Origin of the sequence: Floridaenema flaviceps BLCC-F50 (assembly GCF_041929275.2) — a bacterium.
GTDB classification, from domain to species: Bacteria; Cyanobacteriota; Cyanobacteriia; order Cyanobacteriales; family Aerosakkonemataceae; genus Floridanema; species Floridanema flaviceps.
The window spans coordinates 1,040,986-1,055,456 of the sequence record NZ_JBHFNR020000001.1; the positions used below are offsets into that span (position 1 = coordinate 1,040,986).

Annotated in this window: 17 protein-coding genes and 1 other RNA gene; 9 read left to right on the top strand and 9 right to left on the bottom strand. The window is 40.1% G+C overall.

Going from position 1 to position 14,471, the window contains the following annotated elements; translation table 11 throughout:
* Positions 1-69 precede the first annotated feature (69 nt).
* From apcB to ACE1CI_RS05060, 3 genes are all read left to right on the top strand, one after another.
* Positions 70-555, top strand: coding sequence for an allophycocyanin subunit beta (gene apcB / locus ACE1CI_RS05050; RefSeq protein ID WP_413262397.1), 486 nt, complete (start codon positions 70-72; stop codon positions 553-555).
* Between the two features lie 209 nt (positions 556-764).
* Positions 765-968 carry a phycobilisome linker polypeptide gene (locus ACE1CI_RS05055; protein ID WP_073595487.1) on the top strand — a complete coding sequence of 68 codons (204 nt, stop codon included), beginning with the start codon at positions 765-767 and terminating at the stop codon, positions 966-968.
* A 139-nt stretch (positions 969-1,107) separates the two neighbouring features.
* Positions 1,108-2,361, top strand: a complete 1,254-nt coding sequence (locus tag ACE1CI_RS05060; RefSeq protein ID WP_413262396.1) for an FtsW/RodA/SpoVE family cell cycle protein — start codon at positions 1,108-1,110, stop codon at positions 2,359-2,361.
* Between the two features lie 25 nt (positions 2,362-2,386).
* Here the strand turns inward: ACE1CI_RS05060 and ACE1CI_RS05065 are convergent, their stop codons facing one another.
* The gene (locus tag ACE1CI_RS05065; protein WP_413262395.1) at positions 2,387-2,848 is read right to left on the bottom strand and encodes a VOC family protein; all 462 of its coding nucleotides are present in this window, start codon (positions 2,846-2,848) and stop codon (positions 2,387-2,389) included.
* 60 nt (positions 2,849-2,908) lie between these two features.
* A complete protein-coding gene (locus ACE1CI_RS05070) occupies positions 2,909-3,856 on the bottom strand; it encodes an alpha/beta fold hydrolase (RefSeq protein ID WP_413262394.1) in 948 nt (315 codons plus the stop codon).
* 204 nt (positions 3,857-4,060) lie between these two features.
* Here ACE1CI_RS05070 and ACE1CI_RS05075 point away from each other — a divergent pair, with 204 nt between their 5' ends.
* The 4 genes from ACE1CI_RS05075 to ACE1CI_RS05090 all read left to right on the top strand — a co-directional run bounded on the left by ACE1CI_RS05075 (position 4,061) and on the right by ACE1CI_RS05090 (position 7,187).
* Positions 4,061-4,378: a nucleotidyltransferase family protein gene (locus tag ACE1CI_RS05075; protein ID WP_413262393.1), complete on the top strand. Its 318-nt coding sequence runs from the start codon at positions 4,061-4,063 to the stop codon at positions 4,376-4,378.
* Positions 4,365-4,709 carry a HepT-like ribonuclease domain-containing protein gene (locus tag ACE1CI_RS05080; protein ID WP_496615248.1) on the top strand — a complete coding sequence of 115 codons (345 nt, stop codon included), beginning with the start codon at positions 4,365-4,367 and terminating at the stop codon, positions 4,707-4,709. Before ACE1CI_RS05075 ends, ACE1CI_RS05080 begins: the two co-directional genes overlap by 14 nt.
* Positions 4,710-4,899: 190 nt before the next feature.
* Positions 4,900-5,640: a cytochrome c biogenesis protein CcdA gene (locus ACE1CI_RS05085; RefSeq protein WP_413262391.1), complete on the top strand. Its 741-nt coding sequence runs from the start codon at positions 4,900-4,902 to the stop codon at positions 5,638-5,640.
* A gap of 170 nt (positions 5,641-5,810) precedes the next feature.
* Complete coding sequence (locus ACE1CI_RS05090; RefSeq protein ID WP_413262390.1) at positions 5,811-7,187, top strand: cytochrome c biogenesis protein; 1,377 nt, start codon at positions 5,811-5,813, stop codon at positions 7,185-7,187.
* On the opposite strand, the gene ACE1CI_RS05095 is transcribed toward ACE1CI_RS05090, so the two are convergent.
* Positions 7,184-7,690, bottom strand: a complete 507-nt coding sequence (locus tag ACE1CI_RS05095) for a MarR family winged helix-turn-helix transcriptional regulator (protein ID WP_413262389.1) — start codon at positions 7,688-7,690, stop codon at positions 7,184-7,186. The genes ACE1CI_RS05090 and ACE1CI_RS05095 overlap by 4 nt on opposite strands.
* Positions 7,691-7,827: 137 nt before the next feature.
* Between ACE1CI_RS05095 and ACE1CI_RS05100 the strand changes: the two genes are divergently transcribed.
* The gene (locus ACE1CI_RS05100; protein ID WP_413262388.1) at positions 7,828-9,069 is read left to right on the top strand and encodes an RNA-guided endonuclease InsQ/TnpB family protein; all 1,242 of its coding nucleotides are present in this window, start codon (positions 7,828-7,830) and stop codon (positions 9,067-9,069) included.
* A 234-nt stretch (positions 9,070-9,303) separates the two neighbouring features.
* Here the strand turns inward: ACE1CI_RS05100 and ACE1CI_RS05105 are convergent, their stop codons facing one another.
* The 6 genes from ACE1CI_RS05105 to gloA form a co-directional block, all read right to left on the bottom strand.
* Positions 9,304-10,398: a response regulator gene (locus ACE1CI_RS05105; protein ID WP_413262387.1), complete on the bottom strand. Its 1,095-nt coding sequence runs from the start codon at positions 10,396-10,398 to the stop codon at positions 9,304-9,306.
* Between the two features lie 151 nt (positions 10,399-10,549).
* The gene (gene queF / locus ACE1CI_RS05110; RefSeq protein ID WP_413262386.1) at positions 10,550-10,975 is read right to left on the bottom strand and encodes a preQ(1) synthase; all 426 of its coding nucleotides are present in this window, start codon (positions 10,973-10,975) and stop codon (positions 10,550-10,552) included.
* A gap of 14 nt (positions 10,976-10,989) precedes the next feature.
* The gene (locus tag ACE1CI_RS05115; RefSeq protein ID WP_413262385.1) at positions 10,990-11,427 is read right to left on the bottom strand and encodes a hypothetical protein; all 438 of its coding nucleotides are present in this window, start codon (positions 11,425-11,427) and stop codon (positions 10,990-10,992) included.
* A gap of 210 nt (positions 11,428-11,637) precedes the next feature.
* On the bottom strand, positions 11,638-12,015 hold the full coding sequence (locus tag ACE1CI_RS05120; protein WP_413262384.1) for a phasin family protein: 378 nt from the start codon (positions 12,013-12,015) through the stop codon (positions 11,638-11,640).
* A gap of 26 nt (positions 12,016-12,041) precedes the next feature.
* Positions 12,042-12,138, bottom strand: an RNA gene (ffs, locus tag ACE1CI_RS05125) — signal recognition particle sRNA small type.
* A gap of 271 nt (positions 12,139-12,409) precedes the next feature.
* The gene (gene gloA, locus ACE1CI_RS05130) at positions 12,410-12,847 is read right to left on the bottom strand and encodes a lactoylglutathione lyase (RefSeq protein WP_496615249.1); all 438 of its coding nucleotides are present in this window, start codon (positions 12,845-12,847) and stop codon (positions 12,410-12,412) included.
* A gap of 236 nt (positions 12,848-13,083) precedes the next feature.
* Between gloA and eno the strand changes: the two genes are divergently transcribed.
* Positions 13,084-14,373 carry a phosphopyruvate hydratase gene (eno, locus tag ACE1CI_RS05135; protein WP_413263418.1) on the top strand — a complete coding sequence of 430 codons (1,290 nt, stop codon included), beginning with the start codon at positions 13,084-13,086 and terminating at the stop codon, positions 14,371-14,373.
* Positions 14,374-14,471: the final 98 nt, after the last annotated feature.

Below are 14,471 nucleotides of genomic sequence, written 5' to 3' on the forward strand. Positions count from 1 at the left end.
TTCTGTTGTAAGTTAGCATTTTCCAGATTTAGGATTTCTCTTGTTAGGTGACTTGAAGGAAGCAAACAAATGCAAGACGCGATTACATCTGTTATTAACTCCTCTGACGTTCAAGGTAAGTATTTAGATACTGGCGCTTTGGAAAAGCTGAAAGGCTACTTCCAAACTGGCGAATTGCGGGTACGTGCCGCTACCACCATCAGCGCTAATGCAGCTTCGATTGTTAAGGAAGCAGTAGCTAAGTCTCTGTTGTACTCTGACATCACTCGTCCTGGTGGCAATATGTACACCACCCGTCGCTATGCAGCTTGCATCCGCGACTTGGACTACTACCTCCGCTATTCCACTTACGCAATGTTGGCTGGCGACCCCTCCATTTTGGACGAGCGCGTTCTCAATGGTTTGAAGGAAACCTACAACTCCTTGGGTGTACCTATCTCTGCTACCGTGCAAGCTATCCAAGCTATGAAGGAAGTTACTGCTAGCTTGGTTGGCGCTGACGCTGGTAAAGAAATGGGTGTTTACTTCGACTACATCAGCTCTGGCTTGAGCTAATTGATAACTGGAGCCATTGAAGACGAAGGTTTAATAACTCTGTCTTCTATGTAAGCATGGTCTGGGAAGTCAGGAGTCAATGCTAGGGCGTTAAAGACTTGTCTGTTATTAATTGATGAGTTTTGGCGGCTAGTATTTACTCTTGAGTCCCAGACCTTGGTTTATCAAGACCCAAAAGTTTGTTTCCGAAAGTAGGAGAGTGAAAAGTCATGCGGATGTTTAAGATTACTGCTTGTGTTCCTAGCCAAACCAGAATTCGTACTCAGAGAGAATTACAAAACACCTATTTCACCAAACTGGTACCCTACGACAACTGGTTTCGTGAACAACAAAGAATTATGAAAATGGGTGGCAAAATCCTCAAGGTTGAATTGGCAACAGGCAAACAGGGCGCAAATACAGGTTTGCTGTAATTTTCAAAAAAGGCTTGACAAAAATTCCCTTAAAGCTAGCTACTTCTACAAGGTAATAGCAATTTTTCCGTTGTGCCGTCTTTCATCTCTTGGCTTTTAGTCATAAGATGAAAGACGGCAAAGTTTTAAAGTTAGTCAAGTGAAGCTACGCCTACTAATTCCGTTTTTAGATAATTCTGTAGAAGAATGGGCTACTCTGGCGCGTTTGCTGCGCTGGTTGACTTTCCTGTGGCTATTTATAGGATTGGTGATTTTATTTTCAGCTTCTTATTCTATTGCTGATGCCGATCATGGGGATGGATTGTATTACTTTAAGCGACAAATTGCTTGGGTTTTGGTGGGTTTGGTGGTGTTTAATTTGGTTGTCCACTCCCCTTTGCGTTATATAGTAGCGATCGCTGATTGGGCTGTATTGCTGCTTTTGTTACTAATCTTCGTGACAGTTATTCCAGGGGTAGGAACAACTATTAATGGGGCTACTCGCTGGTTGCTAATCGGCGGGATTCCGATTCAACCTTCGGAACTGATTAAACCTTTTTTAGTGCTACAAAGTGCTAGAGTTTTTGGGAAATGGGAACAGCTAAATTTGAGAGTTCGCCTGACATGGCTGTTAATTTTTGCTTTTGTACTTTTGGGGATTTTATTACAACCAAATTTAAGTACAACGGCATTTTGTGGCATGACTATTTGGCTGATAGCTTTGGCTGCGGGGTTGCCTTATGTTCAATTAGGGGCGACGGCTTTTGGGGGATTTCTGTTAGCTTTTCTGAGTATTAGCCTGCGGGAATATCAGCAAAAACGGATCATGATGTTTTTAAATCCTTGGGTTGATGCTTTGGGAAATGGTTATCAGTTAGTACAAAGTTTGTTGGCTATTGGTTCTGGGGGAATGTGGGGAACTGGGTTTGGTTTATCGCAGCAAAAGTTATTTTATTTACCAATTCAATATACTGATTTTATTTTTGCTGTTTATGCGGAAGAGTTTGGTTTTATTGGTTGTTTGGTGTTGTTTGGATTTCTGTTTGTTTATGCAACTGTGGCTTTAATTGTGGCACAACGGGCGCAAAGGGTTGTGCATCGATTGGTGGCGATCGGTGCGATGATTTTAATGGTAGGACAGTCTTTAATGAATATTGGTGTGGCAACGGGGGCTTTACCAACTACAGGTTTACCTTTTCCTTTGTTTAGTTATGGTGGTAATTCGATGATTGCCAGTTTGTTAGCTGCTGGTTTATTAATTCGGGTTGCTAGAGAAAGTAGTGAAGCCCAAGTTGTATCTTTAGCTGAACGCCGTCGTCCTCAAACTGGCAGGGGGGCAGAGGGGCAGAGGGGCAGAGGGGCAAAGGGGAAGATTGTCAGTTTAAATCGACCAGATTTCAAATCTAAACGTTAAGAAGGCAGAAGGCACTAATCACCAATCAATGAGGGTCGCAACGAATTTCTATTAGGAAACCATCAGGATCGTAAAAGTAAATTCCTCTGCCTGTGGGACGAGTCACTGGGCCATGATCGATTTGAATTTGATGTTGTTTTAGGACTTCTACAGCAGTATCAAATAATTTGGGGTCGATGTCGAATGCTAAGTGATTGGCGCGAGTAAATTGCTGTGTGGGGTCGGGGTTTGGTGGTGCAAGTTCTGGTTCCCAAAATAAATCTAAAACTGTACCATCAGGAGTGACAAAATTAGCGACTTTTCCCTTAGCAACTAAATCAACTAAAGTTTCGGGAATTTCATCGCCTGTGAGTTCGTGCAGTCCCAGGATGTTGCCGTAAAAATGGCGCGATGCTTGCATATCTCGGACGTTTAAAGCGATGTGATGAACTCGGCGCAAGCTACCAGGAATTAAAGCTGTGTTAAGAGATTGGGATGTAGTTTGCATGATGGGGATTGGGGCGTGGGGAATGGGGATTAGTGCGATCGCCAAATCTTACTTTATTTCTTAACATATTGCTTCTATTTTATCAGCAAAATCAGCTACTATTTTGACAAATTCTTTCGTCGATTCGTAGGGTAAAACATTTCGACCGGAAATAAAAACAGTTTCACCTTTTGGTAGATGTTCTAAGTAAGCTTTACTGCGTTGTTCTGGAGTTTCTTGAACACCAGCTTTACTAATGCTGGAGGCTTTTTCTCCCAAAACCACAAGGGTTGGTTGGTTAATTTTATTAATTGCTTGTTCATAACCTTTCTGCCAAAACCTTGCTAAAAATGCAAAGACTGCATAGCGACTCGCCATATCTTTAGCACCCAAATTTAGCATACTTAACCATTGGGTATCTACCTGTTTCTCTTGGGCAAATAACTGGCGAATTGAGAAAGAACGTAAAAATTTTTCACCTCTAGCATAGCGATAAAACGCATTACCTAAAGGAGAGTCTAGCAAGTTCCAAGTTAATTTTTGCTGCCAATTTTTGGCTTTTTTGGTAATTACAGGCCAAGCTGGAGGGCCAGATAATATAATTCCTTTGACTAAATCGGATATACTGGAGTTTTGCACAAGCTCAATTGCCACTGGAAACAAAGCACCTTGCACTACTAAAATTACAGGTTTTTTCACAACATTTTGTAAAAAGTATTGCAACTGTTGGGCCCAATCATTAGGAGTATAAGCTACATGAGGCATATCACTTTCACCGCATCCTAATAAATCGGGATTATAAATTAAATTCTTTCTTCCTGTTTGATACCATGACTCATAAAATCGTTGCCAAAAATGCCGAGATAATCCTACACCAATGGGATGAATTAGTAACAGCGCAATTTTTTGATTGTTATCTTCATCTGTTGGTGTATGAACTTCGTAGGCACAACGGTAATTTTTCCAAGTGTAAAATTGCGTAGGAGATGTTTTGAAGTTGCGGGAATTAGTAGGAGAAACTGGGGTCATGGTAATTCCTAACTTAAAGTACTTTTGCTAAAGCAATTTATTAAAATATAATATAGCAATTTTCAATGAATTGGGAAACTTATTTTCTTTCTTCGCGTTCTTTGCCTCTATGCGCGTAGCGCACGCTACGCTAACTTAGTAAAAAAAAAATCCCAATGTTAGTTCAAACTTGATATCTTTAAATGGAAGAGGTTTTTACTAGAAATGAGTGAAACTAAAACGTTACCGATTGAGATTCCCAAAAAAGAAATAGAGCAATTTTGTCAGCGTCACCATATCCGTAAGCTGTCTTTATTTGGTTCGGTGTTACGAGATGATTTTACACCGGAGAGTGATATCGATTTCTTAGTGGAATTTGAGCCGGGAAAAACTCCAGGTTATTTTAAGTTAGTTAGTATGGAAATGGAGCTTTCCGAAATGCTAAAGGGGAGAAAAATAGATTTAAGAACTCCAAATGAGTTAAGTATTTATTTTCGAGACAGAGTAATTGCTGAGGCGGTGGTGCAGTATGACAGCAATTGACGATTTAACTCGCTTACACCATATCCAAGATGCCGCAAGAGAGGTTTTAGGTTTTATGTCTGGAAAGACTAGGAAGGATTTAGATAATCATAGGATGTTGGTGTTGGCGATCGTTAAAGATTTAGAAATTATTGGCGAAGCAGCGGGGAGAATTTCAGCAGAATGTAGGGCGAGGCATCCTGAGATTCCTTGGGCAGTTATGATTGGGATGCGAAATCGGTTAACTCATGCTTATTTTTCTATTGATTTAGATATTGTTTTTGATACGGTAACGAATGATTTAGTGCTACTTGTTGAGCAATTTGAAAGGGTAATTCATGAGGAAAGTTAGTTAAGTGATGATTCAGGAAAATTATCTGTTGACTAGTTGTACAGGAAAAGATTTATCTGTCACTTTTACTTCATTAGTTAATTAATGCTTATGTCCCTATTTTCTTACTTTGTCAACGAACCCAATAAAATAAAAATATATTCTGGGTTACAATACAATCAGGTCAAAAATTGCAATTGCCGTTAGCCTTATGTGGGAAACATTACAAACCTATCTTTATCAACTGGGACAATATGCCGATCGCTTAGTACAAACTCAACTTTTACAACTTAGTTGGTTAAGTGTGGCGATTATTTTTGCTGCTGGGTTACTCACCAGTTTAACACCTTGTATGCTTTCGATGTTGCCGATAACTATTGGTTATATTGGTGGTTATGAAGCTAAAAATCGCTGGCAAGCTGCGGCACAATCTACTTGGTTTTCTTTGGGATTAGCTACTACATTAGCAGCTTTGGGAATTGTGGCTGCTTTTGTCGGTCAAGTATACGGTAAAGTTGGTATTGGTTTGCCAATTATTGTTAGCATCATTGCTATTATTATGGGTTTAAATTTATTAGAAGCTTTACCTTTACGCTTCCCTTCTTTTGATGGTATAGATTTTATTTCTAAAGATTTGCCTCATGGGGTACGTTCCTATTTATTAGGGTTAACTTTTGGTTTAGTTGCTTCTCCTTGCAGTACTCCGGTTTTAGCTACTTTGTTAGCTTGGGTGGCATCCACAAAAGATTTAATTTTAGGGGGGATTTTGTTACTTTCCTACACTGCTGGATATGTTGCACCTTTGATTTTAGCAGGAACTTTTACAGCGTCGATTAAAAAGTTGTTGGAATTGCGTCGTTGGTCAAGTTGGATTAATCCGATTAGTGGGGCGTTGTTGGTAGGATTTGGGGTGTTTTCTCTGCTGTCGCGCATTCCTGGGGGAATTTGGTAAGTCACTTGTGCGATAATTTTATACAGCAGTTCTAGATGATGGGTGAAGTTTGATTTTTTGAACCGCTCCAGGCGCTCCAGGACGCAGAAAAGGAGTTGAGAGAAGTTGATTTCACAAATTAGTTAGGACTGCTATGTTAGGTGAATTGAAAATCGAAAATTTAAAATCGAATGACTGTTACTAATTCTGAATCTCCATTTAATAAAATTAACAAGTTTTTCCGGGGCGAGTTATTACCTTTGTTGGCAGATTTGCGTTTGGCGATTTTGCTGCTGTTGGCGATCGCACTTTTCAGCATCAGCGGTACAGTAATCGAACAAGGTCAATCTGTCCAATTTTATCAAGCTAACTATCCCGAACATCCAGCTTTATTTGGTTTTCTGACTTGGAAAGTTATCCTAATTATCGGCTTAGATCATGTATATCGAACTTGGTGGTTTTTATCACTATTAATTTTATTCGGTTCTAGTCTTACCGCTTGTACATTTACTCGCCAATTTCCCGCCTTAAAAGCAGCTAGAAATTGGAAATTTTATGAGCAACCTCGGCAATTTGAAAAATTAGCTTTGAGTGCCGAATTAGAATCAAGTTCTTTTAATTCTTTACTACCTGAATTACAGAAACGCAGTTATCGCATTTTTCAAGAAGGCAATTCTTTATATGCACGAAAAGGTATAGCTGGACGTATCGGACCGATCGTTGTTCATGCTAGTATGCTGATAATTTTAGCTGGGTCAATTTGGGGCGGAATCACCGGATTTGTTGCCCAAGAAATGATTCCCAGTGGACAAACTTTTCAGGTTAAAAATATAGTAGATGCTGGGCCATTAGCAGCAGCGCAAGTTCCTAAAGATTGGGGAGTCAAAGTTAACCGTTTTTGGATTGATTATACGCCAGAAGGCCGAATTGACCAATTTTATTCTGACTTATCAGTTGTAGATAAACAAGGTAAAGAAGTCGATCGCCAAACCATTTACGTCAACAAACCTCTGCGTCATCAAGGCGTAACTTTCTATCAAACAGATTGGGGAATTTCCGCAGTTAAATTTCAGTTTAACAACAGCCCAATTTTCCAACTACCAATGGCGCAACTAGACACCAATGGTAAAGGCAGAGTTTGGGGAACTTGGATTCCCACAAAACCCGATCTAAGTGAAGGCGTTTCCCTAATTACTAAAGATTTGCAGGGGACTTTATTCATTTATGATACCACTGGCAAACTAATATCAACCGTCCGCACTGGAATGACTGCGGAAGTCAATGGAGTCAAACTAAAAATTTTAGAAGTTATCGGTAGTACCGGATTACAAATTAAAGCAGATCCAGGTATTCCCATAGTTTACGCTGGCTTTGGTTTGCTAATGTTAGGTGTAATCATGAGTTATATTTCTCACTCCCAAATTTGGGCTTTAGAGAAAGATGGCAAGCTGTATATTGGCGGCAGAACCAATCGCGCCCAAGTCGCTTTTGAGAGAGAAATTATTGAAGTTTTGCAGCAATTAAAAACCTCTTCTCCCCAAGTAAGCACAGCCCAAACTCTGGTTTAGTCAGAATTAGAAGCGGCAAAACTTGATAATAACTTCAGTAATAAAAAATATAATTGCTGCTGTTCTTTGTCATCCAAAACTGAAAGCAACTGACGTTCGTTTTCCAGGTACTTGGGAATAATTTCATCAATTAATTCTTGTCCTGTCGGCGTTAGTTGCACTAACCAGCGTCGTCTATCTCCTGGTACAGCTTGGCGTTTTACAAAACCCCTTTCTTCCAAGCGATCGACTCGATTAGTAATTGAAGCCGGAGTTACTAACACAAATTGAGCAAGTTGGGTTAAAGTCATCCCTTCGGGTGGCGCAGAACACCGCAGGGTAGCTAGTAATCCGAATGTAGCAGCATTCAAATCATATTTAGTGAAGAGTTTTTCCGTGAGTTTTTCCTCTTCCAAGGCGGTACGGCGAATGGCTAAAACAGTTACCATTGACCAAGGATCGATATGAGGTTGCCTTTTTTGCCAATCGCGTTGAACCTGTGCCAAAATCTCTACGTTATTCATAAAATAATCCGGTAGTTTGGAAACTCAGTCCCTTTAAGACCCAGAGGAAAAACGACACGAGTGGTTTTAACCACCGTGAATATTTGACTTTTATCCCAAGCTTTCGCTATAATACTAGAGTTATCAGCGAAAGTTTTATGTATCTGACCCAGAAAAACCAAGTACGAGGTTTGACAAGTAAGGAATTTCTTGCCTTGCAAGAACTCTGTAGGTTGAGCAAGAACCTTTACAATGTAGGTCTTTACACAGTCAGACAGTATTACTTTCAAGAGAAAAAGCACCTCCGATATGAATCCAATTATCACTACTGCAAAAGCAATGAAAACTATAAACAACTGAACACCGATATAGCCCAGCAAACCTTGAAGGTAGTTGAGCGAGTATTTCGCAGTTTTTACGGCTTGATTATTGCCGTGAAAGAAGGAAGTTATCAGCAAAGGGTTAAGCTTCCTCACTATCTCCCTAAAGATGGGTATTTCACCTTGATAATGCCCAGAGTCAAGGTAAAGAATCGGAAATTCCGAGTCCCAATGTCCAACCAATTTCGTCAACAATTTGGCGAAGTTTGGATACCTTTCCCAGACAGAATAAACCTTGATGATTTGAAGGAGGTTAGGATTCACCCACGTTATAAAGCTAGGTTTTTTGAAGTCGAATTTATTACCGAAGTTGACGTAACTCCAGTTACCACTAACTCCGATTCTGTGTTGGCTATAGATTTGGGAGTTAACAATCTGGCAGCTTGTGTTGATACCAATGGGGCATCCTTTCTTGTGGATGGTAAACCGCTTAAATCTATTAACCAATGGTACAACAAGGAAAATGCTAGATTGCAGTCCATTAAGGATTTGCTTTATATTAAGGGAGTTACTGAACGTCAAGCCAGACTGACCAAAAACCGAAACAACAAAGTTAGGGATTATCTGAATAAAGCAGCGAGGTATATTATTAATCACTGCATCAAAAATCAGATTGGTAAAATTGTTGTTGGCTTTAATCTTGGGATAAAACAAGACATTAACATCGGTTGTCGCCATAACCAAAACTTTGTCCAAATTCCCCACGCTAATTTTAAATTCAAGTTGCAAGCTTTGTGCGAAAGATATGGGATTGCTTACCTCGAACAAGAGGAGTCTTATACTTCTAAAGCAAGCTTTCTTGATGGTGATGAGTTGCCTGTTTACAACGCTGACAGTCCAAAGGAATATCAATTCTCTGGCAAGCGGGTTAAGCGAGGTTTGTACAAAACTAGACATGGTTTTTTGGTTAACGCTGATGTAAATGGTGCAGCCAATATCTTGAAAAAAAGTAAGCACAAGGCTTTAAGTCGAGTGTCTAGGGGCTGTTTGGCACAGCCTTTAAGAGTCAAAATCTCTTAAGAATCTCAGTGTCTTGCTTACCTGAGAGTGTCAATGCTGCATTCACTCAGTTGTGCCTACAACTTATTTTAAGAGCTAAATATCTAGCAACTAATATAAGGTGATTTAAGTAAAAATATACTAACATTTAAAAACTAAAGTATTTACTGGTAAACATAAAATTATTAAGGTAGATACTTAGAAAAAGTGAGGACAAAACCTGGTTTTTTCAGTAAAAATGGTAATTTACTGCCCTCAAGGAGAGATATATTTATCAATAATTTCTTTAAGTTGCTCAGTTTTAAACGGTTTGGCTAAGAAATCATCTGCACCTACAAGCTTTGCTCTGGCTCGATTCATCCAACCATCCCAAGCAGTCAGCATAATTATAGGAGTTTTGCGAAAAGTCGAAATTTTCCTTAAAAATCTACATAAGTTATAACCATCTGTATTTGGCATTACTAAATCCAAGAAAATTAAATCTGGCTTACACTTAGTTAAAGTGGCAATCCCTCCTACAGGGTCTTGAATGTAAAATACTTGATATCCAGCCGGAGTAAGAACTTCCTTTAAATACTTTCCTACCAAAGGAGAGTCATCGACACAAACAATTATAGGTGGCTTTTTGCCATGACTATCACCCTTAATTTGTAAATTACATTTATAGGGAATAGGTAAATCTGATACTGTTTGTAATTCCAACAATCCTTGCTGATAAAAGTAATGTAACAAACGACCCACTCTCAGCAAAGGTTGTTTCATTTTAAAAGCAATATCCCATAGCGTGTAATGACCATTGAATAAAGCAGTTAGATTGAGAAAAGTATCTGCCGAACACTTTGTTAATACAGATGGAGACTGTTTGACAACAGGTGCAAATTCAGGATTGATGTAAGCTAAACCCATCTCTTGCCATTGTTGCCAAAGATTTTGGCAATTCTTAAGAATTTGTTTAATTTCTAAAGGACAAAGGGTAAGATAAAAAGTACTTTCTGATTTGGCATATTTACAAGTACGCCATTGGTACTTTGAACATACGTAAGGGTTTAGGGAAAATAAAACTTCTTGGGTAATCTCACGTACTAGTGCTTTTACCTGAGCCGCATTTAAACGACCTTCAATCATCCCTTGATGAAGTAGTTCACATTCCCAAATTTCACTGTTAATTGGTTGAGAATTGTCTATTACCCAATTTGGACAATAGCGTTTTAAGCCTCTTTGCCAACGCCGAATTCGGTGAGTTTCTTTAATTGCATAAAGCAGTTGTCCAAGAAAAAAGCACAATCGGTATTGAGTTGAGTTATTATTGATAATCAACTCTCCTGTAGCTTGTTTTTGGTGAACAAGCATTATATTACGCTCCAGTTTGCTTAAGCCTGAAGCTACTGATAATGAATTCATATAAAAATTAATGCCGCCTAATCTCTTACATAATTATAAAGAAATTTTAAGCAACGGCACTGAAAAGGCAAAGCGTAAACATACTGATTTTTGCCCAAACTTAGGCATGACGCTGATGGCGTACCTCAATTACTGTATGCACATTTCCGCGTGGTGCAAAATCTCCTTTAACAGTAACTTCTAAAGGGTCGCAAGCGGCGACAAAATCATCCAAAATTTGATTTATCGATTCTTCGTGGGAAATGTAGCGATCGCGAAAACTGTTAATATAAAGCTTCAGAGATTTCAACTCCACAACTTTTTCATTAGGGATATATGAAAGGTAAATTGTGGCAAAATCCGGGTAGCCAGAAAACGGACACTTACAAGTAAACTCAGGCAAACTAATATTAACATCGTAGCGTCTGCCGATGCGCGGATTAGGGAAAGTAATTAACTCGCCTTCAGTAATCAAACGTTCGCCGTACTTCATTTCTGAAGTTTGTTCTAATTCAGAATTAGACTGATTAAAAGATTGCGTTGTCATAAATAAATTACTGCTTAAAAACCTCTTTCATCCTCTTCCCAATCCGGGCAAGTTTCCCCTTCACAACCGTAAGGGTGCATCCCACAAACTAAAAGATTACCGCTATACATTTGACCATGAAAATGACGACAACCAATACAAGCCGGATGAAAATCTGCTGAAGGTTCTACCCAATCAGTTATCGGCCAATCACTTTCAAAATGAATCTCATCAAATTCTATAGGTTCAAATATATCAGTGAAAAACTGCTCAAACTCAACACTCATATTACCTTGTAATTGATGAACGAATTCTTCTGGATTTTTAGCGAACGCATCAAAAGCTTCTACAAAAGCGTCCGATGCTTCTGCGACAGCTTGGGAAACATCGTCCAGAACTTCATCAAGAAATTTTTCTACTTCATCTACCACTGTTTCTAACATAGCAAACCAATTTTTCTGCCAATCTTCCATAGTTCTTATGTTGAGCTTGCTCTCAAAATTTATTTTTGTCGCCAGCTGAGAAAGTTGATAATTTAAACTCAATGATACACAATTATTCTAATTTATTGGCTATGCGATCGCCGATCGACACATTTTGCTGAGGTAAAGTAACTCTTAACAGAGAACAGGCAACAAATACTTCTGTTAGTTTGTCCGAAAAGCCAATGGTTCGTAGCCGAATTATTCTTGCTTCAGGCGACGCAACTCTTCTTGTAACTTCATAACTTGTTCTCGCAAAGTATCCACATTTTGCCCCTCTGCCTTCACAGGTAAATCTTCATCTGAGGAAATTTCAATGGGGCGCGGTTCCGAACGATTATTATTACCACTATTACCAGGATTAATTGGTTGCTGTTGTTGGGCGCGGTTCACCATTTCGTCTACTAAGCGTTTGGCTTCTTCTGTGGTAATTTCGCCCTTCGCTACCATTTCATCTGCCAACTTCTGTGCTTGTTCTCTTAATTCTGCTAATTTTCCACTTGCTGACTGAGCGGCAGAAGCAGCTACCCCAACTCCCAGGTAAAACGCTTTCTTAACCAGATCTCCTAAACCAGCCATAACTTAATAGAATCTTCTCAAAAAAGGGCGACCCGGAGTCTACGCCTATCACAAGCATCTCGTATTGCTGCTACCTTCCGGTCCTGACAAGATTTGAGCGTTGTAATCGCATAGGTCCAGGTCTGTTATTAGAATAGCACGTTTGGGGAAAGTTTTGAGTTTTGAGTGAGAGAGTTTTGAGTTTTGAGTGAGAGAGTTTTGAGTTAGGAACAGTTGCAGAGTTTTAAGTTTTAAATTCTCCCCTGCTCCCCTGCTCCCCTGCTCCCCTGCTCCCCTGCTCCCCTGCTCCCCTGCTCCCCTGCTCCCCTGCTCCCCTGCTCCCCTGCTCCCCTGCTCCCCTGCTCCCCTGCTCCCCTGCTCCCCTGCTCCCCTGCTCCCCTGCTCCGAGAGTTCCCTACTGAGCAACCATTTCGGGTTGAGCTTGTTGCTTCTCGGTGGCAGTTCCTTGGGTACCCAATTGAATTAGCTCGACTTTGTAGCCATCAGGGTCTTGCACAAAAGCAATAACGGTGGAACCATGTTTCATTGGGCCGGGTTCGCGGACTACTTTGCCACCTTGAGCTTTAATTTGGTTACAAGTAGCGTAGATGTCATCGACTCCGATCGCAATATGACCGTAAGCATCCCCCAAATTGTACTGCTCAACACCCCAGTTATAAGTTAATTCCAAAACCGTATGATCGGACTCATCACCATAACCGACAAAAGCCAAAGTAAACTTACCATCTGGATAATCTTTCTGCCTCAACAATTTCATACCCAGAATCTCGGTGTAGAATTTTAGCGATTCTTCCAAATTGCCAACGCGCAACATCGTGTGTAGCAGTCGCATGATTAACTCCAAATTCCACAATTGCTTTCCATTCTATAGATGTTGTGGTGTTGGGTAATGGGTAATTGGTAGTGGGTAGTGGGAAAGGGAAAGTAATAATTTCACTACCAACTGTGAAAATTTTTCTTTGAGCAACCTGATTCAAAGTATGCTAAACGAGCAGACGATTTTGTTTCAATTTAGGCTTACTGTAGAGTTGCGTCTTGTGTGGCGCTGCTATTTAAGGTAAAGAAATCATGACTAACACACTAGATACTGCTATTGATTTTATCCAAGCGCGAGAAATCTTAGATTCACGGGGAAAACCCACAATTGAAGCGGAAGTTTACCTAGCTAATGGGATTATGGGATTGGCGCAAGTTCCCAGTGGTGCTTCTACTGGTACTTTTGAAGCTCATGAATTGCGAGATGGGGATAAAAGCCGTTACGGTGGCAAAGGAGTTCTCACAGCTGTAGAGAATGTCAAAGAGAAAATAGCTCCGAAATTATTTGGTTTAGATGCGGTTAATCAAGAGTTTATCGATCGCACCATGCTCGAATTAGACGATTCCCCAAATAAATCTAACTTGGGAGCCAATGCAATTTTAGCAGTTTCTTTAGCAGTGGCAAAGGCGAGCGCTGCGGCATTAACCTTACCTTTGTATCGTTATTTAGGTGGCCCTTTAGCTAATTTGCTACCAGTGCCGTTAATGAATGTAATTAATGGTGGTGCTCATGCTGCTAATAATGTAGATTTTCAAGAGTTTATGATTGTCCCCATTGGTGCAGATTCCTTTCGGGAAGCATTACGTTGGGGTGCGGAAGTATTCGCTGCTTTAAGTACAGTTTTGCAAGATGAAGGTTTGCTAACTGGAGTAGGTGATGAAGGCGGTTTTGCTCCTAATTTAAAATCAAATGTAGAGGCTTTAGAATTACTGGTTGCAGCTATTGAGAAAGCTGGTTATAAACCTGGTGAAGAGGTAGCTTTAGCCTTGGATGTAGCAGCTAGTGAATTTTACAAAGATGGTAAGTATGTTTATGATGGTGCTGCCCATTCTGCTTCCGAATTAATTGATTATTTATCACAAATGGTGGCGCAATATCCGATCGTTTCTATTGAGGATGGGTTACATGAAGAAGATTGGCCTAATTGGACTTTATTAACCCAAAAATTAGGGTCAAAAGTGCAATTAGTGGGTGATGATTTATTTGTGACTAACTCAAGTCGGTTAAAAAAAGGGATTGGGGCAAAAGCTGGTAATGCCATTTTGATTAAATTAAATCAAATAGGTTCTTTGACTGAAACTTTGGAAACCATTGATTTAGCAAATCGTTATGGTTATCGTTCAATAATTAGCCATCGTTCAGGAGAAACTGAAGATACTACGATCGCAGATTTAGCAGTAGCCACCAGAGCCGGACAAATCAAAACAGGTTCCCTTTGTCGCAGCGAACGAGTTGCTAAATATAATCGATTATTGCGAATTGAAGAAGAGTTAGGCAGCCAAGCAGTTTACGCGGGTGTAGTGGGTTTTGGGCCAATATAGGGATTGGGGACTGGGAAGAAGAAGTGGGGGAGTGGGGAGGTGGGGGGGTAGGGAGAGTAGAAGAGGTAGTTGGATTATTTCCCCCCATTCCCCCATCC

What these genes read in the sequence shown, in the direction of transcription:
- ACE1CI_RS05105 (WP_413262387.1), bottom strand. Translation starts at nt 10,398, where the DNA reads ATGCTTGTTCACCAAAAACAAGCTACAGGAGAGTTGATTATCAATAAT.
- ACE1CI_RS05115 (WP_413262385.1), bottom strand. Translation starts at nt 11,427, where the DNA reads ATGGAAGATTGGCAGAAAAATTGGTTTGCTATGTTAGAAACAGTGGTA.
- ACE1CI_RS05120 (WP_413262384.1), bottom strand. Translation starts at nt 12,015, where the DNA reads ATGGCTGGTTTAGGAGATCTGGTTAAGAAAGCGTTTTACCTGGGAGTT.
- queF (WP_413262386.1), bottom strand. Translation starts at nt 10,975, where the DNA reads ATGACAACGCAATCTTTTAATCAGTCTAATTCTGAATTAGAACAAACT.
- gloA (WP_496615249.1), bottom strand. Translation starts at nt 12,847, where the DNA reads ATGCGACTGCTACACACGATGTTGCGCGTTGGCAATTTGGAAGAATCG.
- ACE1CI_RS05090 (WP_413262390.1), top strand. Translation starts at nt 5,811, where the DNA reads ATGACTGTTACTAATTCTGAATCTCCATTTAATAAAATTAACAAGTTT.
- ACE1CI_RS05065 (WP_413262395.1), bottom strand. Translation starts at nt 2,848, where the DNA reads ATGCAAACTACATCCCAATCTCTTAACACAGCTTTAATTCCTGGTAGC.
- eno (WP_413263418.1), top strand. Translation starts at nt 13,084, where the DNA reads ATGACTAACACACTAGATACTGCTATTGATTTTATCCAAGCGCGAGAA.
- ACE1CI_RS05080 (WP_496615248.1), top strand. Translation starts at nt 4,365, where the DNA reads ATGACAGCAATTGACGATTTAACTCGCTTACACCATATCCAAGATGCC.
- ACE1CI_RS05075 (WP_413262393.1), top strand. Translation starts at nt 4,061, where the DNA reads ATGAGTGAAACTAAAACGTTACCGATTGAGATTCCCAAAAAAGAAATA.
- ACE1CI_RS05085 (WP_413262391.1), top strand. Translation starts at nt 4,900, where the DNA reads ATGTGGGAAACATTACAAACCTATCTTTATCAACTGGGACAATATGCC.
- ACE1CI_RS05100 (WP_413262388.1), top strand. Translation starts at nt 7,828, where the DNA reads ATGTATCTGACCCAGAAAAACCAAGTACGAGGTTTGACAAGTAAGGAA.
- ACE1CI_RS05095 (WP_413262389.1), bottom strand. Translation starts at nt 7,690, where the DNA reads ATGAATAACGTAGAGATTTTGGCACAGGTTCAACGCGATTGGCAAAAA.
- ACE1CI_RS05070 (WP_413262394.1), bottom strand. Translation starts at nt 3,856, where the DNA reads ATGACCCCAGTTTCTCCTACTAATTCCCGCAACTTCAAAACATCTCCT.
- apcB (WP_413262397.1), top strand. Translation starts at nt 70, where the DNA reads ATGCAAGACGCGATTACATCTGTTATTAACTCCTCTGACGTTCAAGGT.
- ACE1CI_RS05055 (WP_073595487.1), top strand. Translation starts at nt 765, where the DNA reads ATGCGGATGTTTAAGATTACTGCTTGTGTTCCTAGCCAAACCAGAATT.